Annotated in this window: 22 protein-coding genes; 10 read left to right on the top strand and 12 right to left on the bottom strand. The window is 69.0% G+C overall.

The features are described from left to right. Positions 1-112: 112 nt before the first annotated feature. Positions 113-1,051, bottom strand: coding sequence for a nucleoside hydrolase (locus ACTOWL_RS02175; protein ID WP_441319545.1), 939 nt, complete (start codon positions 1,049-1,051; stop codon positions 113-115). A 128-nt stretch (positions 1,052-1,179) separates the two neighbouring features. On the opposite strand from ACTOWL_RS02175, the gene ACTOWL_RS02170 reads away from it, so the two are divergent. Continuing rightward, a complete protein-coding gene (locus tag ACTOWL_RS02170) occupies positions 1,180-1,377 on the top strand; it encodes a hypothetical protein (RefSeq protein ID WP_441319544.1) in 198 nt (65 codons plus the stop codon). Between the two features lie 27 nt (positions 1,378-1,404). On the opposite strand, the gene ACTOWL_RS02165 is transcribed toward ACTOWL_RS02170, so the two are convergent. The 6 genes from ACTOWL_RS02165 to ACTOWL_RS02140 form a co-directional block, all read right to left on the bottom strand. Beyond that, complete coding sequence (locus ACTOWL_RS02165; RefSeq protein ID WP_441319543.1) at positions 1,405-1,719, bottom strand: type II toxin-antitoxin system RelE/ParE family toxin; 315 nt, start codon at positions 1,717-1,719, stop codon at positions 1,405-1,407. After that, the gene (locus ACTOWL_RS02160) at positions 1,716-1,988 is read right to left on the bottom strand and encodes a ribbon-helix-helix domain-containing protein (protein ID WP_441319542.1); all 273 of its coding nucleotides are present in this window, start codon (positions 1,986-1,988) and stop codon (positions 1,716-1,718) included. Before ACTOWL_RS02160 ends, ACTOWL_RS02165 begins: the two co-directional genes overlap by 4 nt. A gap of 67 nt (positions 1,989-2,055) precedes the next feature. Further along, complete coding sequence (locus ACTOWL_RS02155) at positions 2,056-3,141, bottom strand: ABC transporter ATP-binding protein (RefSeq protein WP_441319541.1); 1,086 nt, start codon at positions 3,139-3,141, stop codon at positions 2,056-2,058. A 65-nt stretch (positions 3,142-3,206) separates the two neighbouring features. Next, entirely contained in the window at positions 3,207-4,667 is a 1,461-nt protein-coding gene (locus ACTOWL_RS02150; protein ID WP_441319540.1) for an extracellular solute-binding protein, read from the bottom strand. Between the two features lie 23 nt (positions 4,668-4,690). After that, positions 4,691-5,725 (bottom strand): carbohydrate ABC transporter permease, encoded by a 1,035-nt coding sequence (locus ACTOWL_RS02145; protein ID WP_441319539.1) that lies wholly within the window; start codon positions 5,723-5,725, stop codon positions 4,691-4,693. After that, on the bottom strand, positions 5,722-6,591 hold the full coding sequence (locus tag ACTOWL_RS02140; RefSeq protein WP_441319538.1) for a carbohydrate ABC transporter permease: 870 nt from the start codon (positions 6,589-6,591) through the stop codon (positions 5,722-5,724). The genes ACTOWL_RS02145 and ACTOWL_RS02140 overlap by 4 nt, the downstream gene beginning before the upstream one ends. Before the next feature lie 113 nt (positions 6,592-6,704). On the opposite strand from ACTOWL_RS02140, the gene ACTOWL_RS02135 reads away from it, so the two are divergent. Beyond that, positions 6,705-7,418, top strand: coding sequence for an HAD family hydrolase (locus ACTOWL_RS02135; protein ID WP_441319537.1), 714 nt, complete (start codon positions 6,705-6,707; stop codon positions 7,416-7,418). A 70-nt stretch (positions 7,419-7,488) separates the two neighbouring features. Here the strand turns inward: ACTOWL_RS02135 and rnk are convergent, their stop codons facing one another. The 4 genes from rnk to ACTOWL_RS02115 form a co-directional block, all read right to left on the bottom strand. Next, on the bottom strand, positions 7,489-7,905 hold the full coding sequence (gene rnk / locus ACTOWL_RS02130) for a nucleoside diphosphate kinase regulator (RefSeq protein ID WP_441319536.1): 417 nt from the start codon (positions 7,903-7,905) through the stop codon (positions 7,489-7,491). Between the two features lie 365 nt (positions 7,906-8,270). Next, positions 8,271-10,343: a calcium-binding protein gene (locus tag ACTOWL_RS02125; protein ID WP_441319535.1), complete on the bottom strand. Its 2,073-nt coding sequence runs from the start codon at positions 10,341-10,343 to the stop codon at positions 8,271-8,273. A gap of 315 nt (positions 10,344-10,658) precedes the next feature. Next, entirely contained in the window at positions 10,659-11,588 is a 930-nt protein-coding gene (rbsK, locus tag ACTOWL_RS02120; protein ID WP_441319534.1) for a ribokinase, read from the bottom strand. Positions 11,589-11,598: 10 nt separating this feature from the next. Further along, complete coding sequence (locus ACTOWL_RS02115) at positions 11,599-12,048, bottom strand: RbsD/FucU family protein (RefSeq protein ID WP_441319533.1); 450 nt, start codon at positions 12,046-12,048, stop codon at positions 11,599-11,601. 152 nt (positions 12,049-12,200) lie between these two features. Between ACTOWL_RS02115 and lptF the strand changes: the two genes are divergently transcribed. Both lptF and recQ read left to right on the top strand, forming a co-directional pair. Next, positions 12,201-13,340, top strand: coding sequence for an LPS export ABC transporter permease LptF (gene lptF, locus ACTOWL_RS02110; RefSeq protein WP_441319532.1), 1,140 nt, complete (start codon positions 12,201-12,203; stop codon positions 13,338-13,340). Between the two features lie 108 nt (positions 13,341-13,448). Then, positions 13,449-15,272, top strand: coding sequence for a DNA helicase RecQ (recQ, locus tag ACTOWL_RS02105; protein ID WP_441319531.1), 1,824 nt, complete (start codon positions 13,449-13,451; stop codon positions 15,270-15,272). A gap of 18 nt (positions 15,273-15,290) precedes the next feature. On the opposite strand, the gene ACTOWL_RS02100 is transcribed toward recQ, so the two are convergent. Continuing rightward, positions 15,291-15,704 (bottom strand): cupin domain-containing protein, encoded by a 414-nt coding sequence (locus ACTOWL_RS02100; RefSeq protein WP_441319530.1) that lies wholly within the window; start codon positions 15,702-15,704, stop codon positions 15,291-15,293. 250 nt (positions 15,705-15,954) lie between these two features. Between ACTOWL_RS02100 and metC the strand changes: the two genes are divergently transcribed. The 6 genes from metC to ACTOWL_RS02070 all read left to right on the top strand — a co-directional run bounded on the left by metC (position 15,955) and on the right by ACTOWL_RS02070 (position 20,021). After that, positions 15,955-17,139: a cystathionine beta-lyase gene (gene metC, locus ACTOWL_RS02095; protein WP_441319529.1), complete on the top strand. Its 1,185-nt coding sequence runs from the start codon at positions 15,955-15,957 to the stop codon at positions 17,137-17,139. After that, positions 17,136-17,534 carry a phosphoribosyl-AMP cyclohydrolase gene (gene hisI / locus ACTOWL_RS02090; RefSeq protein ID WP_441319528.1) on the top strand — a complete coding sequence of 133 codons (399 nt, stop codon included), beginning with the start codon at positions 17,136-17,138 and terminating at the stop codon, positions 17,532-17,534. The genes metC and hisI overlap by 4 nt, the downstream gene beginning before the upstream one ends. 109 nt (positions 17,535-17,643) lie before the next feature. Then, positions 17,644-17,886 carry a hypothetical protein gene (locus ACTOWL_RS02085; protein WP_441319527.1) on the top strand — a complete coding sequence of 81 codons (243 nt, stop codon included), beginning with the start codon at positions 17,644-17,646 and terminating at the stop codon, positions 17,884-17,886. A 171-nt stretch (positions 17,887-18,057) separates the two neighbouring features. Further along, positions 18,058-18,477, top strand: a complete 420-nt coding sequence (locus ACTOWL_RS02080; protein WP_441319526.1) for a hypothetical protein — start codon at positions 18,058-18,060, stop codon at positions 18,475-18,477. A gap of 401 nt (positions 18,478-18,878) precedes the next feature. After that, entirely contained in the window at positions 18,879-19,178 is a 300-nt protein-coding gene (locus tag ACTOWL_RS02075) for a hypothetical protein (protein WP_441319525.1), read from the top strand. A 141-nt stretch (positions 19,179-19,319) separates the two neighbouring features. Then, a complete protein-coding gene (locus ACTOWL_RS02070) occupies positions 19,320-20,021 on the top strand; it encodes a TerC family protein (RefSeq protein ID WP_441319524.1) in 702 nt (233 codons plus the stop codon). Position 20,022 lies beyond the last annotated feature (1 nt).

Below are 20,022 nucleotides of genomic sequence, written 5' to 3'. Positions count from 1 at the left end.
CATCCGACCATTCCTCGTGCAGGGGTTGATCGTTCTTTCGGCAGGGGCCCGGGCTCGACCGGATGTATCGCGACAATCGGCAAGAATAGACCGGCCGGTCGACTTCCCGCCATCAGCGCAGCAGCCCGTCGAGGAAGCCGCCGACCACGCGGTCGCGGTCGATCCGGGTCGCCACCCGGATGGCGGGCCGCGCCGCCCCCTGCTCTTCCGGGATGCCGCGGCGGTCGGCCAGGGTCATGCCGCGGGTCAGGTCGCCGCTGAGTTCGACCCGCACCGGCCAGTCGGTGTACTCGGCGAGGCCGGGGTCGAGCAGCAGCATCGCCGCCGCCGGATCGTGCAGGGCGCAGCCGCGGATGCCGTAGCGGCCGTGATAGAAGTCGACATAATGCTGCAGGATCGACCAGGCGAAGCGCCCGCGCGGCCGGGGATCGGCCTCGATCCGCGCCAGCTCCGCCGCGCCCAGCCAGGCGGTCATGGTGACGTCCAGCCCGACCAGGGTGACCGGCCAGGACGCGGCGAACACCGCCTCCGCCGCCTCCGGGTCGTGGAAGATGTTGGCCTCGGCGGCGGCAGTGATGTTGCCCGGCACCGTCACCGCGCCGCCCATCACCACCACCCGGTCGACCAGCTTCGGCAGGTCCGGCTCGAGATGCAGCGCCAGCGCCAGGTTGGTCAGCGGGCCGGTGGCCAGGAGGGTAAAGGCGCCCGGCTCGGCCCGCGCCAGCCGGACCAGCTGCTCGGCCGCGGTCTCGGCCGCGAAGGGCCGCGGCGGCGCCTTCGGCCCGTGGCCGCCGAGGCCGTCATCGCCATGGACATGGCCGCTGATGCTGACCGGCTGGGCCAGCGGCGACTCGGCCCCAACGGCGACCGGGACATGGCCCAGCCCGACCAGGTCGAAGACGTGCTGGGCGTTGGCCGCCGCGGTATCGGCGTGGGCGTTGCCGTGCACGCTGCCCAGCGCCGCGATCTCAACCCCCGGCCGGTCGGCCAGCCACAGGATGGCGAGCGCGTCGTCGATGCCGACGTCGCAGTCGAGGATGATCTTCGGCATCGGCGGGGTCCTCTCGGTCGCGAATCCCCCGACCATAGCGCGGGGCGTGGCGCGCCGCGACGGGCTGGCTGCCGGGCGCGGTCCGTGCCACTCTCCCCGCCCCTGCCCTGCCGGACCCGCTGGAGACGATGCCGACGCCGCAAGCCCATCCCTGGCTCGAACCCCTCTGGGTCCGGCTGCTGATCGTCGTCTTCCTGATCGCCGCCCTGGCGGCGGAGTTCCTGTGGCTGGGCGACCAGCTGTGGCTGTTCCTGTGGGGCGCCGCCCTGGTCTACGCGATCTGGGATTTCTTCCTGCGCGGAGTCTACGGCAAGCCGAAGGCGTGACGGCACAGGTCGCGAAGGATCGGACGATCAATCGTCGGTCGCGCCAAGCAAGGCCCGTTCGTAGTCGCGGCCCCCGTAGAAGACGCGGGCAATGACCACCTCGTCGCCGGATATCTGGAACACGATCACGGCCCGGCGCTCGAATCCCATCACCCGAAGGCCCGGACGGATGTCGTCTCGACGCGTGCCGCGCTCCGGAAAGGTTTCGAGCGACAGGCAGGCCGCCTCGATCCGATCGATATAGCCGCCCGCGGCAGCGCGGCCCGATGCGGCGGCGATATAGCGATGCAGATCGAACAGGTCCGCTTCGGCCCGCGGCCTGAACCGAACCTGGTACTTCACTCCGTGTCCGCCTCGGCCTGCTCGGCGTGATAGGCCCGCAGCCGGCGGAAGACGTCGCGGGCCGGTACGCTAGGGCCCGGATCGGCGAAGGCCTCATCGACCTTCTCCTTCAGCCAATCGCCGATCGCCTGTTCCTCGCGATCCAGCGCCCGAACCGCGGCCCGCAGGACCTCGCTGGTCGAGGCATATGCCCCTGACCTTACGCGGGCTTCGACATGTTCCTGCAGGTCACCCAGAGTGACGGTGACAGGGCGGCTTGTGCGGGCCATCAGCAAGCTCCGACGAAACAACTCGTGAGTATGATATTGTCATACACCAAGCAGGTCGCAAGCCCCATCACACCGCCTGTCCGCTCTCCGTCTCGAACAGGTGCAGCCGCTCGGGGTCGAGGCTGATCGTCGTCGGCTCGTCCGGTCGGGCCGGGAAATGGGCGTCGACCTGGGCGGTGAACTTGCCGCCCGCCACCTCGCCCAGGACCAGGGTGTGGGCGCCGAGCGGCTCGATCACCCGCGGCAGGATCGGCAGCGTCACCGGGCCCGTGGCGCCGCCGGCCACATGCTCCGGCCGCAGGCCGATGGTGACGGCCAGGCCGTCGCGCCCGGCCAGCGCCGCGCGCTTGGCCGTGGGCACCGGCAGCACCGTGCCGTCCGCCAGGCGCAGCCCGGGCGAGCCACCATCGGCAATGAGGGTCGAGGGCAGGAAGTTCATGCTCGGCGCGCCGATGAAGGCGGCGACGAACAGGTTGGCCGGGCGCTCATAGAGGGTCAGCGGCTCGGCCGCCTGCTCGATCCGGCCCTGGTTCATCACCACCACCCGGTCGGCCATGGTCATGGCCTCGACCTGGTCATGGGTGACGTAGACGATGGTGGTCTGCAGGCGCCGGTGCAGCGCCTTGATCTCGGCCCGCATCTCGATCCGCAGCTTGGCGTCGAGGTTGGACAGCGGCTCGTCGAACAGGAACACGTCCGGGTCGCGGACGATGGCGCGGCCGATGGCGACGCGCTGGCGCTGGCCGCCCGACAGCTGCTTCGGCCGGCGGTCGAGATAGGGATCGAGGCCGAGGATCCGCGCCGCATCCTTGATCTTGGAATCGACCGTCGCCTTCGGCTCGCCCCGCACCCTCATGCCGTAGCCGATGTTCTCGCGCACCGTCATGTGCGGGTAGAGCGCGTAGTTCTGGAACACCATGGCGCAGTTGCGCAGCCCGGGGCGCAGCTGGGTGACGTCGCGGTCGCCGATCCGGATGGAGCCGCCGCTCGCGGCCTCCAGCCCGGCGATCATGCGCAGGGTCGTGGTCTTGCCGCAGCCCGAGGGGCCGACCAGCACGACGAATTCGCGGTCCGCGACCTCGAGGTCGAGCGACGGGATGACGGGCACGTCGCCATAGGCCTTGGTGACGGCTTCGAGTCTGACGCGGGCCATGATGTCCTTGGGTCTCGAGCACTCGGGCTTCGCCCCGCCGCGGCGCGCGGCGGGGCGGGTCCGATCTACTTCTTCAGGGGCGGCAGGCCCATCGAGGCGCGATAGGCGGCGAGCTGGGTGTCGCGGCCGAACTCGTCGGTCAGCTTGTTCCACTCCTGGGCGATCGTATCGAGCGCCTGCTGCGGCGTCGTCTGCTCCGCCAGCGCCTTGGACAGCTCGATCTCCAGCACCTCGGTGTAGGAGAAGTAGCCGGGGATGCGCATGTCGAGCGCCACGTTCTTGGCCTCGAGGCTGCCGCGCTGCGCCGCCAGGTACTCGTCGGCCTCCTCCTTGGTCATCTTGGCCAGCCAGCGGTCGGGCGCGAAATGGCTCAGGCGGTAGGGGTTGACGCCGGAGCCGCCGGTCACCGTGGCGACGCCGCTGTTCTCCGGGTTCGAGACCCATTCGACGTAGTTCCAGGCAGCCTCGACGTTCTTGCCCGCCGAGGGCACGGCCGCCTGCCAGCCGCCGAAGGCCATGAAGGGCGAGAACACCGGCTGGTCGGACTTGTCCCAGGCCTTGGTCTTGTGGTTCCAGATCTCGGTCGAGCCCGGGGTCAGGGCCGAGCCGACATGGCCGGCCACCGTGCTCTGCGTCTTGTCGGCGGCGATCACGCCGGTGTCGCCCCAGTCGAAGTTCATCGCCACCTGGCCGCCGGAGAAGGCGGTGCGGATGTCGCCGGAGGAGAAGTTCAGCGCCCCCGGCGGCGAGAACTTCACCGACTTGATGTAGTCCTCCAGCGCCTTGGCCCAGCCGGGGTTGTTGACCTGGGCGTCCATCGTCTCCGGGTCGAAGAACATGCTGCCGGGGTTCTGCGGGTCGTTGGTGTAGCTGGCGGCGTGGGTGAAGAAGAACCAGAACTGCTGGCCGCCGCGCCGGAACGCCTCCGCCGTGCCCCACAGCTTCTGGTCGGGCCGGGTGAAGAACTCGGCGATGTCGTAATATTCCTTCCAGGTCTTCGGCGCGGCCAGGTCGTAGCCGTACTTGGCCTTGAACGCCTCCTTCTCCTTCGGGTCGTCGAACAGGTCCTTGCGGTAGGACAGGGTGTGGAGGTCGCCGTCGATGGTCTGCGACAGGTGCTTGCCGTCCCACACCATCAGCCGGTCGCGGTAGACCGGCGCGATATCCTCCCAATCCTTGCCCTGGCGCACCGAGTCCGGCATCTCCGACAGGTAGGGTGAGAAGTCCGGCATCCAGGCCGGGGCGAAGGTGATGACGTCGAAGGTCGATTCGCCGGCGGTCATCGCCGTCAGGTATTTCGGATACAGCTCGCCGAACGGAAACTCGACGACATTGACCTTGCCGCAGGTCTTCTGCTCCCAGGTCTTGGCCGCCATCTGCAGCGCCAGGGCGATGAACGGCCCGGTCTGCGAGCCCGCGGTCAGCGTCACCCCGGAATAGTCCGGGTCGCAGGCCGCGGCGGCGGGGCCGTGGAGCGCCGCGGTCAGCGCGCACGCGCCGGCGGCGGCGAGAAGCATGGTCTTCATTGTTGTTCCTCCCTGTGTCGCGATCATCGGATGCTGCCCAGCAGCAGGCCTGATCGCATCAGCCTGGCCAGGAGAATCGCCATCACCATCATCGGCCCGATCGAGATCATGGCGGCGACCGAGATCGCCCACCATTCGTCGCCGCGATAGGAGTTCTGCCCCGACAGCATGATCGGCAGGGTCTGCCAGCTTCCCGCGGTCAGCAGCAGCGAGAACAGGAACTCGTTCCAGACGAAGCTGAGCGTGATCATCGCCGTGGCGATCAGCCCGGGCCGCGCCATCGGCAGCACGATCTCGAGGAAGACGCGGAAGCGCGGCACGTCGTCGACCAGCGCCGCCTCCTCGATCTCGACCGGCAGCGCCTGGAAGAAGTCGCGCATCAACCAGACCACGATCGGCAGCGAGAACGCGGTGTAGCACAGCGTCATGCCCCAGAAGCTGTCGAGCAGCGGCAGCCCGGCCTTGCCGATCTCGGAATAGAGCAGGTAGAGCGCGAAGGCGGTGACGATCGGTGGGAACATGCGCTGGCTGACGAACCAGAACACGACGTCGTCATTGCCCAGCACCGGACCCGGCAGGCGCAGGGCGTTGAGCGCGATCGACACCACCAGCGCCGCCACCAGCGCGCTGCCCAGGGATTGCACCCGGGTCAGGCCGACGACGTTCTGCAGCAGCAGGAAGCCGCCGATCGCGACCACGGCGAAGGCGACCCCGGCCAGCAGCCGGACCTGGAACGGGAAGCGCACCAGCGCATAGGCCGCCATCGACCCCAGGGCCACCGACAGGACGGTCGCCGACAGCCCGATCAGGGTGGAGTTGACGAAGGGCGTGATGAAGTTGCCGCGGACGCCCGTCAAGGCGTCGATCCAGGCCTGCAGCGTCGGCTCGAAATCGATCCAGGGCAGGTAGGTCGGCCCGCCGCTGACCGCGGTCGGCGGCTTGAACGAGGTGATCAGCGTCCAGTAGATCGGGAACATCGTCACCAGGAACCAGCCCAGGCAGAGCAGGAAGACCAGGCCGCGCTTCGTGCTCCCGCGCTGAAGATCGCCCCGGCTCATCGCTGCTTCTCCAGATGCGGCTTCAGGATCGCGAGATAGATCGTGCCGAAGACGGTGATCACGATCAGGAACAGGAAGCTGAGCGCCGCGGTGTAGCCGAGGTTGAACTTCTTGAACCCCTCCTGATAGGCGAACAGGGTCAGGGTCTCGGTCGACACGCCCGGGCCGCCGCCGGTCAGGACGAAGACCGTGTCGATGATCTTGAAGCCCTCGATGATGCGGATGAACACGACCGCGGCCGAGATCGGCAGCAGCATCGGGAAGGTGATGCCCCAAAACTGCTGCCAGGCGCTGGCATTCTCCAGCTGCGCCGCCTCGTAGACGTCCTGCGGCAGGCTCTGCAGCCCGGCCAGCATCATCAGGATGATGAAGGGCGTCCATTGCCAGACCTCGACCGCGATGATGGTGCCGAGCGCCCAGGTCGCATTGGTCAGGAACGGCAGGTTCGGCAGGCCGAACTGGGTGAACAGATCGTTGATCGGGCCGACGGTGGAATGGAACAGCATGCGCCCGACCAGCGACACCGCGATCGGCGCCATCAGCATCGGCAGCAGGAAGCCGACGCGGAACAGACGCTCGCCCGGAATTTTGCTATGCAGCGCCAGCGCGATGGCGAAGCCGAGCACGTACTGCACCGAGACCGAGATGAAGACGATGGTCGCGGTCGTCCGCACGGTGGCCCAGAAGCGCGGATTGGCGAGCAGCGAGGCGTAGTTGTCGAGCCCGACGAAGCGCGGCGGCAGTGGCGGCACCAGCCGCATGCTCTGGAAGCTGATCGTCAGCGAGTAGATGAGGGGAAAGATGCCGACCAGCAGCACGACCAGGAAAGCCGGCCAGATGAAGGCGTGCTTGATCGGCTCCCGCAAAGTCCGTGCCTCCCCCTCGCCGCGCCGCTGTCTCGCGGCTTCGTTGACTTGTCGTACGTTATGGTGACTCGCCCCGCCGACGCAACCGGCGGAACCGGATGGAGAAGGATGTGATGGACACCGTCGACCCCGTGCGGAATGCCGCGCCAGCCCCGTCGGCCGGCGGCATCTCGGCGGTGATCTTCGACTGCGACGGGGTGCTGGTCGACAGCGAGATCATCGCCTGCCGGGCGGTGGCGGAGCTGATCGCGCAGTATGAGCCGCAGGCGCCGGTCGAGGAGCTGGTGGAGCAGCTGGTCGGCACGCCCGACCTGCACATCGTGCGCCAGGTGGCGGCGCGCTTCGGCACGGTGTTCCCGGAGGATATCGGCCCGCGCATGGCGCAGGTGATCGACGACGCCCTGGCGCTCAGCCTCGACGCCATCCCCGGCGTGCAGCCGGCGCTGGCGGGCCTCGGCCTGCCGATGGCGGTGGCCTCGAACAGCCATCTGGGCCGGGTCCGCCGCTCGCTCGAGATCGCCGGCCTGACTCGCCTGTTCGGCGAGCATGTCTACACGCCGGAGGCGGTGGCGCGGCCGAAGCCGGCGCCGGACCTTTATCTGCATGCGGCGGCGCGGCTCGGCGTCGAGTCCGGCCGCTGCCTGGTGATCGAGGACAGCGTCACCGGCACCACGGCCGGCGTCGCCGCCGGCATGACGGTAATCGGCTTCCTCGGCGGCCGCCACATCCGCGACGGCCATGCCGACCGGCTGCGCGCCGCCGGCGCCCGGCTGATCTGCCCGCACATGGACGACCTGGCCGGGCTGGTGGCGGGGCTGCGGGGCTAGAGCCAGCTGATCTTGGGTCAGATCACGCTGGAGGGATCGCACCGCTCCTATCGTCGAGGAAGTCTGAAGGTCAGGACACGGCCGGGCGGACGGCGGGTTCGACCCGGACCACGGTCAGGTTGCGCGGCTTGCCGGAGGGGGTGATCCAGGTGATGGTCTGGCCCCGGCGCAGGCCGATCAGCGCGGCGCCGACCGGGGTCAACACCGACAGCCGTCCGGCCTCGATGTCGGCCTCCTCCGGATAGACCAGGGTGACCGTGTGCTCCTCGCCGGTCTCGTCGTCGCGATAGGCGACGGTCGAGCGCATCTGGACCACGCCCTTGGCCGCGGTCGCGTCGATGATCTGGGCGCGGTCGAGCTCCGCCGCCAGGAAGTCGGCGATCGCCGGGAAGGCATCCGCCGCGGCGTCGGCCAGCGCCGCAAGGCGATCATAGTCGCCGGCGGTGACGTGGATCTCCGGCCGCTTGGGCAGGCTTCTGCGGGACATGCCGACTTTCCTTTCTTCTGATCGGCCGCTCCGGGGTCATGCCCGGAGGGTTTGGGCGCTTCCCGGCGCATCGGGACGGCCGGGATGCGAAGTCTTGTGTCTGGGAAAACGGGTCGCGGGGTGCGACGGGGACGAGAACGGACGGCGGGGCGGCTCGGGCCTGGGGGGCGGCGCCCCCGAGGTCAGCAGCCCCGGGCGTGAAGCGGCGTTCGACGTGCCGCCAACGGGTTCGTCCAAGGTGTTCTCATAAGGAGTGAGATAGGCGTCCGGCCCGAGAAAATCAACTGGGGTCCCGGATGCGCAGCGCCCATAAAAAAGGCCGCGCGGCGATGGACGCCGCGCGGCCGCTGGGACCGGAAAACCGGTCAGAGCACGAAGTCGCCCGCCACCAGGGCGCCGTGCATCCGGACGAAGACCTCGAAATCCGCCCGGCCGTCGCCGTTGGTGTCGCCGGCCAGGATGCTGCCGGAGAAGCGCAGCTCGCCCGCGACGTTGTGGAAGGTCTGGTTGCCGATATAGGTGAAGGCTTGGTTGCCGAAGACCCGGGTGTTCGCGTCGATCGCCGCCAGGTCGATCTTGTCGCCCTCGACATGGATGAAGTCGATGACGAAGTCCCGGCCGACCCCCGCCGTCGACTCCGACGCGGCGGCGAAGCGGAAGATGTCGGCGCCGCCGCCCCCGATCATGGCGTCGGTGCCGGCGCCGCCGATCAGGATGTCGTCGCCGATGCCGCCCTTGAGGGTGTCGCCGGCGGCGCCACCCTTCAGGAGATCGTCACCGGTGCCGCCGGAGAGCTCGTCCCTGCCGGCGCCGCCGTCGAGCTGGTCGTCGCCGAGCCAACCGTTGATCGTGTCCGCACCGGAGGTGCCGACCCGGATGTCGTTGATGTCGCGGATCACGCCATGCAGATCGGTGAACACCTGCGCCGTCGTCTCCGCGACCTCCTCGAGCGTCCCGGCCAGGGCGATCAGGCCGTCGAGCTGCGGCACGGCGATGCCGATGTCCTGGAACTCGGCGATCACCTCCTTCAGGTCCTGGACCACGTCGGAGATGTTCATCACGGTCATGTCGAGCACGGCCTGCAGCCCGTCGCGGCCGTTGACGCCGCCGACCAGGCTTTCCAGCGCGGCGCCGAGCACGCCGTCCTCGCCGAACACCTGGTTGAGCAGCGCCTCCGGCACCAGGCCGTGCAGCAGGCCGTTGTCGCCGGCCAGGAGGTCGGCCACGGTGCCGGCGATGGCGAGCGGGCCGGCGACCTTGATCACCTCGCCCCCGGCCACCAGCACGCCGACATCCAGGAGCGTGTTGAACACGTCCCCGATCAGCCCGTCGCCGAGCGCGTCGCGCAGGCCGACCTGGTCACCGCCGAGGATGCCGAACTCGCCGAACAGGTTGCCGATCAGGCCGCCGTCGCCTTGCAGCAGGCCGCCGCTCAGCGCCCCGCCCAGCACGTCGGTCAGCAGCGTGTCGAGCACGCCGACGGCACCGCCGAGCACGCTGTCGAGCAGGCCGGGCACGCCGCCGCTGTCGACGATGTTGGCCATCAGCACATCCGGCGACAGGCTGCCGAGGGCGCCGAGCAGGAGGTCGGTGAGGCCGTTGCCGTCCGGGCCCAGCACGTCGCCGAGCAGGCCGCCGAGGATGCCGTCGGTCAGCAGGCTGTCGAGCAGGTCCAGCCCCGGCAGCTGATCGAAGATGCCGCCGATGATCTCGCCGATGTCGCTGCTGACGCCGAGATCCGACAGCAGCCCGCCGATCAGGCCGTCCGGATCGAGCAGGTTGCCGACGATGCCGGTGACGGTCAGGTCGTCGAACAGCCCGCCGACATCGCCCAGCAGGCCGCCGATCAGGCTGGTGACGAGCCCGTTGTCGCCCACCAGGCCATCGGCCAGGCCGCCGACCGTGTCGACCAGGCCGCCGAGCAGCCCATTGGGGTCGAGCAGCGCGCCGATCAGGTCGCCGCCGCTGCCCAGGACCTCGACCAGCTGGGTCAGCAGCCCGTCCTCGCCCAGCAGGCCGCCGAGCAGCCCGTCGGGGCTGAGCAGGCCGCCGTCGCCGAACAGCCCGTCGAGCAGGTCGCCGATCGGCACGCCGCCGATCGCGCCGCCCAGCAGGCCGCCGAGATTGCCGAGCAGGCCGGACACCACGCCACCGATCAGGTCGGGGGTGAGCAGCTCGCCGAGCAGGCCGCCGGCGTCGCCGAGCTCGCCCAGCAGATTGCCGAGCAGGCCGTTCAGGCCGCCGCCGAGCAGGCCGCCGAGCAGGCCGTCCAGGAGCCCGCCGAGCAGCCCGCCGATACCGCCGAGAACACCGCCCAGCAGGCCGCCGACGCCGTCGATGACGCCGCCCAGCAGGCCGCCATCGCCGAGCAGGCCGTCCAGCAGCCCTCCCACCAGACCGTCCTCACCGAGCAGACCGCCCAGCAGCCCTCCCAGCAAGCCGTCTTCATCCAGAAGTCCATCCAAGGAACTTGTCGAAGCCATCGTCTCCTCCTCCAGGGAATGAGTATTCCCAGACGCTACCGTTCTTTTGACGGTTTCGAGCCTCTGCTGCCGAGGCTAACACGTATTTCAGAGAAGAATAAGAATTTATGCAGAAAGACAGGAATCATCACTCATCAATTACTGTAATGATTCTCGGATATTTCTATTTTATTTTGCATAAAATGATAGTCAGGCCCGACGGCCAAAGCACCGCCATCGCGGCCCCCGAAGCCGGCTCGCGATGACGGCACAATCAGGGACTTGCCGGGATCAGTTCTGGCGGAGCAGCGCCTCGATCTCGTCGCGCCGCGGCATCGACGGCGCCGTGCCGGGACGGGTCACCGAGATGCCGGCGACGGCGCAGCCGAAGCGCACCGCCTCGGCCACCGGCCGGCCTTCGGCCAGGGCCAGGGCGAAGCCGCCGTTGAAGGCGTCGCCCGCCCCCGCGGTCTCGACCACCGCTCCCGCCGAGAAGGCCGGGACATGCACGGTCTCCGACCGGCTCGTGAGCAGGGCACCCTTGGCCCCGAGGGTGACGATCACCGTGCCGACGCCCTTGTCCAGCAGCACCTCCGCCGCCCGCGCCGCCTGCTGGCCGCTGTCGACCGCGAAGTCGACCAGGCTCTCGGCCTCGGTCTCGTTCGGGGTCAGGTAGTCGACCAGGGGATAGAGATCGTCCGGCAGGGTGGTGGCCGGGGCCGGGTTCAGGATCGTGGTCACCCCGTGCCGCCGGGCAATCTCCAGCCCGCGGCGCACCACCGGCAGCGGCAGCTCGAGCTGGGCGACGAAGACCCTCGCGACAGCGATGGCGGGCGCCGCCGCCTCCATCTCGGCCTCGGTCAGCGCCGCCGCGGCCCCCGGCTCGATGATGATCGCGTTCTCGCCGGTCTTGCCGTCGACGAAGATGAAGGCGGCCCCGGTCGGCCGCTCCGGATCGGTCAGCACATGGGTCGCGTCGATCCCCTCGGCGGCATAGAGGCCGCGCGCCATCTGGCCGAACGGGTCGGTGCCGAGCTTGGTGATGAAGGCGACGTCGGCACCGGCCCGGGCCGCGGCGACCGACTGGTTCGAGCCCTTGCCGCCCGGGCCGAGCTTGAAGCCGTTGGACAGCAGGGTCTCGCCCATCACCGGCAGCCGGGCGGCGCGGAAGGCGAGGTCGGCGACGAACACGCCCTGGATGGCGATCTTCGGCGAGGTCATCGGCTGTTTCCTACTTCGGCGGCACCACGCCCATCTTCAGCAGGAAGCAGCCGTAAAACCGCCCCTCCCCGGCCCGGACCACGGCATAGGCCTGCTTGGCGTCCTCGTAGAAGGCGAAGCGCTCGACCGACCCCATCGGCCAGGACCGGCCCTCGGCCCGGTCGATCTCGGCCTGGACCTCGCGCTGCACCTCCGGGATCTCGTCCGGCTGGCCCACCACCTCCATGCGCCGCGCCGGATGGTCGACGAAGCTGTCGAGCGGCATCAGCGACAGGATCGCGCGCACGGCCCGGGCGGCGCTGACATTCGGCAGCTCGATCGGCGCCTTGACCATGGTGTGCTGCGCCACCGACCGGGACGGGAAGTTGGTGTCGCAGATCACCAGGTCGTCGCCATGCCCCATGCTGGCCAACACCGTGAGCAGATCCGGGGTGATGATCGGATCGATATTCTTGAGCATTGTCAGAATCTTCCCTGGGTTTCCTCAGACGGCACGGCAAATTGGCCGACGCCTTGATTTGTCGTGCTTTTCGGCACGCGGCATTCTGGATCAGCGCCGCGACGCTTGGCAACATTGGCCGTCGCTTCGCGCCTCGTGTATACGGTGCCGCCATGTCGCTCCTCAGCCGCTACATCTTCCGCCAGATCGCGGTCGCAACGGTGCTTGCCACCGTGATCCTGGTCTTCGCGATCATGCTCACCACCTCGATGCGGCTGATCCAGCTGATCGTCGACGGCGGCGTCGGGGTCGGGCTGTTCCTCGAGCTCGTCTTCCTGTCGATGCCGGAGTTCCTGATCGCGGTGCTGCCGGTCGGCGTCGTGGCCGCCTGCCTGATCGTCTACAACCGGATGCTGTCGGACGGCGAGCTGCTGGTCATGCGCGGCGCCGGCATCGGCCAGCTGCGGCTGGCCCTGCCCGGCCTGGCGATGGGCCTGATCATCACCGCCCTCAGCTACACCATGACCCTGTATTTCTGGCCGGTGGCCAATCGCGAGTTCCGCGACCTGACGGCGATGGCCCAGTCCGACGTCTCGGCCGCCTTCCTGCAGACCGGCGAGTTCAACGCCATCGGCGACAACAAGACGGTGTTCGTGCGCGACCGCAACCCGGTGACCGGCGACCTCAGCGGCATCCTGGTGCACAGCACCGACAACGAGGACCAGCCGGTCACCATCATCGCCGACCGCGGCTATGTCGAGGACAGCGAGGACGGGCCGCGGATCGTGGCCCTGAAGGGCGTGATCCAGCAGCTCGACCGCAAGACCGGCAAGGTCGACCCGGTCGCCTTCGACAGCTACACCGTGCCGCTGAACACCCCCGGCGTCGAGGACCTGGCCCGCAGCTACCGCGCCCCGTCGGAGCGGTTCCTGCCCGACCTGCTGCACCCCGACCCGACGTCGCCCCGCGACATGCGGAATTACGGCCGGCTGGTGATGGAGGGGCACAAGCGCATCACCGACCCGCTGCTGCCCTTCGCCTATGTCGTGCTCTGCCTCGGCGTCCTCTTGAGCGGCGACTACAACCGCCGCGGCCTGAGCCGCCGCATCCTGATCGCCGCCGTCGGCGTGGTCGCGGTGCAGGCGACCACGATGAGCATCGCCGGCGTGGCCCGCGATTCGCTGCAGCTGCTGCCGATCATGTATGTGCTGCCGGTGCTGACCACCATCGTGGGCTTCGCCATCCTGCTGATCGCGCGGCGCCGGAGGGTGCCGGCGGAGGCGCCGGCCAGCCCGGATCTGGCGCCCGCCTGACCCTCCAGGCCTGGATGCGACGAAGCCGTTCGACCACAATCTGTTGTGGTCGAACCCCGATCGCAATCGGGTATTTGGTTCGAGGCCGCCGCCCGCTATAAGCGGGGGATGCCCCTTGACCCCCTCTCAGTCCTGCACGACGTCTTCGGCTACTCCGCCTTCCGCGGCGAGCAGGCCGAGATCGTGGCCCAGGTGATTTCCGGCGGCGACGCGCTGGTGCTGATGCCGACCGGCGGCGGCAAGTCGCTGTGCTACCAGGTGCCGGCGCTGGTGCGGCCGGGGCTCGGCGTCGTGGTGTCGCCGCTGATCGCGCTGATGCAGGACCAGGTCGAGACGCTGCGCCAGCTCGGCGTCCGCGCCGCGGCGCTGCACTCGGCCCTGCCGCCCGGCGAATCGCGCAACATCGCCCGGGCGATGCGGTCGGGCGAGCTGGACCTGCTCTACGTCTCGCCCGAGCGGCTGCTGACCGATGGGCTGCTCGACATGCTCGACGACTGCAAGCTGGCGCTGTTCGCCATCGACGAGGCGCATTGCGTGTCGCAATGGGGCCACGACTTCCGGCCCGAATACCTGCAGCTCGACACGCTGGCGACGCGCTATCCGGGCGTGCCGCGCATCGCCCTGACCGCCACCGCCGACGGCCCGACCCGGCGCGACATCGCCGAGCGGCTGAAGCTGCAGAACGGCCGCATCTTCGTCGCCGGCTTCGACCGGCCGAACATCCGCTACCGCATCGTGCCGAAGGAGAACCCCAAGGCGCAGCTGCTGTCCTTCATCCGGAGCGAGCATCCGAACGAGGCCGGCATCGTCTACTGCCTGTCGCGCAGCAAGGTCGAGGGCACGGCGGAGTGGCTGCGCGGCGAGGGCATCGAGGCCCTGCCCTACCATGCCGGGCTGAACCGCGAGGTGCGGGCGTCGAACCAGGACCGCTTCCTCAAGGAGGACGGCGTGGTCATGGTCGCGACCATCGCCTTCGGCATGGGCATCGACAAGCCCGACGTCCGCTTCGTCGCCCATCTCGACCTGCCGAAGAGCCTGGAGGCCTATTACCAGGAGACCGGCCGCGCCGGCCGCGACGGGCTGCCGTCAGACGCCTGGATGGCCTATGGCATCCAGGATGTCGGCAAGATCCAGGGGCTGATCGCCGACTCGGACGCGCCGGAGCGGCAGAAGCAGATCGACCGGCAGAAGCTGGACGCCCTGCTCGGCTATTGCGAGACGGTGCGCTGCCGCCGCCAGGTGCTGCTGGAGTATTTCGCCGACGCGCTGCCGCAGCCCTGCGGCAATTGCGACACCTGTCTGGAGCCGGTCGAGGGCTTCGACGGCACCGAGCTGGCGCGCAAGGCGCTGTCCTGCGTCTACCGCACCGGCCAGCGCTTCGGCGTCGGCCATGTCATCGACGTGCTGACCGGCACCGAGACCGATCGCGTCCGCCAGCTCGGCCATGACCGGCTGAGCACCTGGGGCATCGGCCGCGACCTGTCGAAGGCGGAGTGGAAGTCGGTGTTCCGCCAGCTGGTGGCGGCCGGCCTGCTGATCGTCGACACCGAGGGCCATGGCGGGCTGCATCTGGCGCCCGACTGCCGCGAGGTGCTGCGCGGCGAGAAGGAAATCCAGCTGCGGCGCGAGGCGGTGAAGCGGGTGGCGCGCGGCAAGTCGGCGGGCAAGTCGGGCGGCCGCACCGCGCGGGCGCTGCCCAGCGACCCGGCCGAGGCCTCGCTGTTCCAGGCGCTGCGGGCCCGGCGGCTGGAGCTGGCGCGCGAGCAGGGCGTGCCGCCTTACGTCATCTTCCACGACGCGACCCTGACCGAACTGGCCCATGCCCGGCCGCGCTCGATGACGGAGTTCGCCACCATCCCCGGCGTCGGCCAGGCCAAGCTGCTGCGCTACGCCGGCGCCTTCCTCGAGGTGATCGAGCAGCACGTCGAGTAGCGGCCGCCGCCCCGGCGGCTACCGGTGGATGCCGTCGAGCTCCGGCATCAGCACCACGCTCTCCTGCTCGTTCGGGTCGGTGCGGGCGATCACCGCGACGCAATCCTCGGTCGCACTCGGATTGTAGGGCAGGTGCGGCATGCCGGCGGGGATGTAGAGGAACTCCCCGGCCCGGACCATCAGATGCTGCTCCAGCCTGTCGCCGTACCACATGCCGGATTCGCCGCTCAGCACATGGATCGCGGTCTCATGCGCCTCGTGGCGATGCGCCTTGGCCCGGACGCCCGGCGGCAGGGTGACGAGCTGCAGATGGATACCGGTGGCTCCCGCCGTTTCGGCCGAGATCCCGGGCGTGTAGGACAGCGCCTGCTTGCCGATGAAGCGCGCGCCGGCGCCGACCACCCGGCAGGTCGGCCTGGGAAAATCCGTCATATCCATCATCCGCGTCCCATCGTATCGACCCGTCCATCCTCGGCGGGCCGGATGACGGTCGCATTGCGGAATGCGGGAAGAGTGTTACATCGGTGACAGGGGACTGCGATTTTCGTCGCACCCCGCCGGCCGGCGATCAGGCCGGCCCTGCATCGATCAGGTTTGACCGGCCCGCCCGGCTGGCCGAAAGATGTCGGCCCCGTCAGTTATGACGACTGACACACGCCGCCACTGACTGACAGCGACCGCCATGTCCAAGTCCCGCCGCCCCGCCACCGTCCTCGCCCATGCCGGCCGCCACCCCCGTGAGAATCACGGCATGGTGAACCCGCCCGTCTATCACAGCTCGACCGTGCTGTGGCCGACCGTGGCGGCGATGGACGAGGCGCATGCCGGCTTCGAGCACGGCGTCTACAGCTACGGCCGCATCGGAACCCCGACCAGCGAGGCCTTCGAGGACGCGGTCACGGCGCTGGAGGGCGGGTACGGCACCGTCGCCGTCTCCTCCGGCCTCGCCGCGGTCAACGTCGCCCTCACCGCCTTCGTCAAGGCCGGCGACCATGTGCTGGTCACCGACAGCGCCTATGGCCCGACCCGGCGCTATGCCGATGCGGTGCTGAGCCGCTTCGGCGTCGCGGTCGAATACTACGATCCGCTGATCGGCGCCGGGATCGAGAGCCTGTTCCGCGACAACACCCGGCTGGTCTATCTCGAATCCCCGGGCTCGCTGACCTTCGAGGTGCAGGACGTGCCGGCGATCGCCGCCGCCGCCCGGGCGCGCGGTGTCCTCACAGCGCTCGACAACACCTGGGCCACGCCGCTCGGCTTCGACGCCTTCGGCCACGGAGTCGACGTCACCGTCCATGCCGCGACCAAATACATGGTCGGCCATTCCGACGCGATGATGGGCATCGTCGGCGCCCGCGAGAGGTCGGTCTGGCTGAAGCTCAAGAGCTTCGCCGTGACGTCCGGTCACTGCGCCGGGCCGGACGACCTGTACCTGGCCCAGCGCGGCCTGCGCACCATGGGGGTGCGGCTGCGCCAGCACCAGGAGACCGCGCTGGAGATCGCGCGCTGGCTGCAGGCCCGGCCCGAGGTGTCGCGGGTGCTGTACCCGGCCCTGCCGCAGGATCCCGGCCATGCGCTGTGGCGGCGCGACTTCACCGGCGCCTCCGGCCTGTTCGCGATCGAGCTGCGGCCGGCCTCCGCCACCCAGGTGGCGGCGATGCTGGACGGCATGGAGCTGTTCCAGATGGGTGCCAGCTGGGGCGGCTATGAGAGCCTGATCCTGCCGACCCATCCGGAGAAGATCCGCACCGCCACCACCTGGCAGGCCGCGGGGCCGGGCGTCCGGCTGCATGTCGGCCTGGAGGACCCGGCCGACCTGATCGCCGATCTGGAGGCCGGCCTCGACCGGCTGCGGGCGGCGGCATGAGCGCGGCGACGCTGCTCGACGAGGTCCGCTTCGACGCCGACGGGCTGGTTCCCGCCATCGCCCAGCAGCACGACAGCGGGGAGGTGCTGATGCTGGCCTGGATGAACCGCGACGCGCTGGCGGAGACGCTGGTCACCGGCCGGGTCTGCTACTGGTCGCGCTCGCGGCAGGCGCTGTGGCGCAAGGGCGAGACCTCCGGCCAGGTGCAGCGTTTGGTCGAGCTGCGGCTGGACTGCGACGGCGACGCGGTGCTGCTGCGGGTCGACCAGACCGGCGTCGCCTGCCACACCGGCCGGCGCAGCTGCTTCTTCCGGGTCGCGCGCGACGGCGCCTGGCACACCGACCTGTCGGTGCTGCAGGACCCGGAGGCGCTGTACGGCCACCGGAAGGGGTGATCCGGGCGGCTGACGGTGCGGCGTCGGCGACTTATCCGGGATTGGCAAGGTTCAACCGTTTTCCACGTTGCCGGACGCCCGCACTCTCCCGGCGGAATGGGAGATCGAGATGAACTATCAGAAACTGTGGGAACAGTTGCAGACACTGCTCGAAACGGCGCTTAACCAAGAGCAGACTCGTCTTCCCGCAACGGACGTTAGCAAAATTCAACACTTCATTGATCATCGTGAATATGGATTGGCATGGGATGAGTTAGCGGCGGCCCTCTCAGAGTTGAAATTGACGCCGAATGAACACACCAGGAAGGCCATGCACGAAGCCGCTAGCCTCATGTACCCAGAGGGCCGTTAGCCGCCGCTTAAGAGACCTTTTCGAAATTCCAAACACCGTCATTGCGAGCGCAGCGAAGCAATCCAGGGCCGCTCGTGCTGGCCTCTGGATTGCTTCGTCGGCTTCGCCTCCTCGCAATGACGGCGAGGGATGGGCGTTGTGGAAAGGTCTCGCTTACGGGAAAGGAGACGTATGCCCTACGCGATCAAGGCCGAGATCCGCGATCCGCGGGCGGAGACCTTCGTCTTCACCGCGCAGAAGACGATGTATGGCGGCAAGCACATCGCCGCGGGCGACACGGTGTTCCTGTTCGCCAGCGAGACCGAGGGCGGGCGAGGCCTGGTCGCCTGCGGCATCGTCACCGCCGCCGAGGCGGTCGCGAAGGTGCCCGGCGTCGCCCGGCAGACGCCGCGCGTGAGCGTCACCATCCGGCGCACCGCCCTCGCCGGGCGGCCGCTGGGGCGGCGCGAGCTCAGGCCCCTCACCGACTGGACCGACGGCCGGCCCGGCACCGAGCTCAACTTCAAATTCTACCGCCAGGCCACCAACAAGATCGTCGGCCTCTCGGACGAGGCGGCGGCGTTCCTCGGCGGGTTCTTCCAGGGCCTCTGATCGCTTCAAGCTGGATCACGCCGGCGTCCCCGGCCGGTGTTTCGAGGCGAAGGATCGAGGAGGCCAGCAGGATGCTCGCCCGAACGCCGGCGGCGGCTGGCGAGCCCTGATCGCGGAGGCGAGGTGGCCGAAGGACAGTTACTCGCCTCTGCCGCTTTCGAGGTACTGCTCTCGCCCCCATCGAGAGCCTCTTGAGCGCCCGCTTCTGGCACATCTGAGCCATCAGAGACTGACCGCGAAGCGCGACATGCGGACATTCCACTCTCACGCGCCGGCACGGCCGGGCGCTTGACAGGGCGGGGGGCCTCCCCGAATGTGAAAAAATCCTGAAACCGACGTGTTGAGAGAGGTTCATTCTGCGCCAGTCCCGCCTCCATAGCGGCCTTGCGCAGGTCCTCCTGGTGCTGTTCGCGCTGCTGGCAATCGTGGCGCCGACCTTCAACGCGCCGCTCACCGGCAACGAATTCGGGGACCATGTCTCGGCGCCCGCCGATCCGCAGGGCGACGCTGCGGCCCTCGTCAGCGCCACGCTCAGCGTTGCCGAGGACCCCGAGGAAGAAGCAGACCGGGAAGAAGCCACCTTCCTCGCCCTGGCGAAGCTCCACTGCGTCTCGGATGCCGAATATCGGGCGACCGATGCCTGGCTTCCGTTCCTCCCTCGCCCCTCGGCGCATTCCTGCACAGGTCCTCCGACCCTCTGAAGCGATGGCGGCCTGGCGCGCCCTAGGGTGCGCCGGGCCGCCTCGTCCGCGATGACCCGCGACCCTGCGGCTATCAACAGCCGCGCGCCGGCCGGGACGTCGCGCATCCGCTCATGCGGTACGCCTTCGGAGCAGGTTTCAATGGAAAGTCTCGGCCCCGAGCTTCTCAAGCTCGTGCAGATCATCTGGATCAACATCATCCTGTCCGGCGACAATGCCGTCGTCATCGCCATGGCCTGCCGCGGCCTGCCGCCAGGCAGACAGCGTCCCGGCATGGTGCTCGGCGCGCTTGTCGCGGTGGTTCTGCGCATTGTCTTCACGGTCGTCGTCGCCGCGCTGCTCTCGACCCCTTTCCTGAAGATCGTCGGCGGCTGCCTGCTGTTGTGGATCTCGGTCAAGCTGGTGCTCAGTGAGGACGAGGATGGCGGCGGCGTGGTGCAGCAGACCGCGCGGCTCTGGCACGCCATCCGCACCGTCGCGATCGCCGATGCGGTGATGAGCCTCGACAATGTTCTGGCCATCGCCGCCGTGGCGAAGGATTCCACCACGCTGCTCATCGTCGGCCTCATCATCTCGGTGCCGCTCATCGTCGCCGGCTCGGCGATCATCATGGCGCTGCTCGGCCGTCTGCCGATCCTGGTCTGGGCCGGAGCCGCGCTGCTCGGATGGGTCGCCGGCGACATGCTCGTTTCCGACCCGTGGTTGCTCGGGACCTTCGGCGAAGGGCTGATAAATCGCATCGAGCTCCCCGCCGCCGCGATCGGCGCGGTCTTCGTGGTGGCGCTCGGCTATCTCCTCAGCCGTCGCGCCGCCAGGCATAAAACCCAGGAACAGGAAGCCTGAC

Origin of the sequence: Inquilinus sp. CA228 (genome assembly GCF_052078665.1) — a bacterium.
Taxonomy (GTDB): Bacteria; Pseudomonadota; Alphaproteobacteria; order DSM-16000; family Inquilinaceae; genus Inquilinus.
This window is presented reverse-complemented; position numbering and strand designations above follow the sequence as displayed.

Excerpts from the sequence above, each read along its gene's own strand:
- ACTOWL_RS02115 (WP_441319533.1), bottom strand. The coding sequence starts at position 12,048 with ATGCTCAAGAATATCGATCCGATCATCACCCCGGATCTGCTCACGGTG.
- rnk (WP_441319536.1), bottom strand. The coding sequence starts at position 7,905 with ATGTCCCGCAGAAGCCTGCCCAAGCGGCCGGAGATCCACGTCACCGCC.
- ACTOWL_RS02155 (WP_441319541.1), bottom strand. The coding sequence starts at position 3,141 with ATGGCCCGCGTCAGACTCGAAGCCGTCACCAAGGCCTATGGCGACGTG.
- ACTOWL_RS02175 (WP_441319545.1), bottom strand. The coding sequence starts at position 1,051 with ATGCCGAAGATCATCCTCGACTGCGACGTCGGCATCGACGACGCGCTC.
- ACTOWL_RS02070 (WP_441319524.1), top strand. The coding sequence starts at position 19,320 with ATGGAAAGTCTCGGCCCCGAGCTTCTCAAGCTCGTGCAGATCATCTGG.
- ACTOWL_RS02085 (WP_441319527.1), top strand. The coding sequence starts at position 17,644 with ATGAACTATCAGAAACTGTGGGAACAGTTGCAGACACTGCTCGAAACG.
- ACTOWL_RS02080 (WP_441319526.1), top strand. The coding sequence starts at position 18,058 with ATGCCCTACGCGATCAAGGCCGAGATCCGCGATCCGCGGGCGGAGACC.
- ACTOWL_RS02100 (WP_441319530.1), bottom strand. The coding sequence starts at position 15,704 with ATGACGGATTTTCCCAGGCCGACCTGCCGGGTGGTCGGCGCCGGCGCG.
- ACTOWL_RS02135 (WP_441319537.1), top strand. The coding sequence starts at position 6,705 with ATGGACACCGTCGACCCCGTGCGGAATGCCGCGCCAGCCCCGTCGGCC.
- metC (WP_441319529.1), top strand. The coding sequence starts at position 15,955 with ATGTCCAAGTCCCGCCGCCCCGCCACCGTCCTCGCCCATGCCGGCCGC.
- rbsK (WP_441319534.1), bottom strand. The coding sequence starts at position 11,588 with ATGACCTCGCCGAAGATCGCCATCCAGGGCGTGTTCGTCGCCGACCTC.
- ACTOWL_RS02150 (WP_441319540.1), bottom strand. The coding sequence starts at position 4,667 with ATGAAGACCATGCTTCTCGCCGCCGCCGGCGCGTGCGCGCTGACCGCG.
- ACTOWL_RS02145 (WP_441319539.1), bottom strand. The coding sequence starts at position 5,725 with ATGAGCCGGGGCGATCTTCAGCGCGGGAGCACGAAGCGCGGCCTGGTC.
- hisI (WP_441319528.1), top strand. The coding sequence starts at position 17,136 with ATGAGCGCGGCGACGCTGCTCGACGAGGTCCGCTTCGACGCCGACGGG.
- recQ (WP_441319531.1), top strand. The coding sequence starts at position 13,449 with ATGCCCCTTGACCCCCTCTCAGTCCTGCACGACGTCTTCGGCTACTCC.
- lptF (WP_441319532.1), top strand. The coding sequence starts at position 12,201 with ATGTCGCTCCTCAGCCGCTACATCTTCCGCCAGATCGCGGTCGCAACG.
- ACTOWL_RS02160 (WP_441319542.1), bottom strand. The coding sequence starts at position 1,988 with ATGGCCCGCACAAGCCGCCCTGTCACCGTCACTCTGGGTGACCTGCAG.
- ACTOWL_RS02170 (WP_441319544.1), top strand. The coding sequence starts at position 1,180 with ATGCCGACGCCGCAAGCCCATCCCTGGCTCGAACCCCTCTGGGTCCGG.